The following is a 344-nucleotide window of genomic DNA, read 5'->3' on the forward strand; positions in this document are numbered from 1 at the left end:
TTTCGCGAACAGCGGGCAATTGCCGGTGCGTTCGGTCTCGAGCAGCACGCCGCCGGCGAAGCCGGGCTCGGCCGGCACCGACGGCTCGAGCACCGCGCATTCGTCGGCGGAGAGCAGGCGGTACGGCCGGGGCGGGTCCGGTGGCGACGCGGATCGCGGCGAGTTCCGCGCCGAAGCGGAACTGCACGCCGTGCTCGTCGAGCGTCTGCTTGACCAGTTTCGCGAACAGCGGGCAATTGCCGGTGCGTTCGGTCTCGAGCAGCACGCCGCCGGCGAAGCCGGGCTCGGCCGGCACCGACGGCTCGAGCACCGCGCATTCGTCGGCGGAGAGCAGGCGGTACGGC

At 72.7% G+C, this 344-nt stretch carries 1 pseudogene; it reads right to left on the minus strand.

From position 1 onward, the window contains the following. Positions 1-344, minus strand: a pseudogene (locus G3N93_RS42585) (amino acid dehydrogenase); the annotation flags it as partial.

Source organism: Burkholderia sp. Se-20378 (assembly GCF_017104665.1).
GTDB lineage: Bacteria > Pseudomonadota > Gammaproteobacteria > Burkholderiales > Burkholderiaceae > Burkholderia > Burkholderia lata.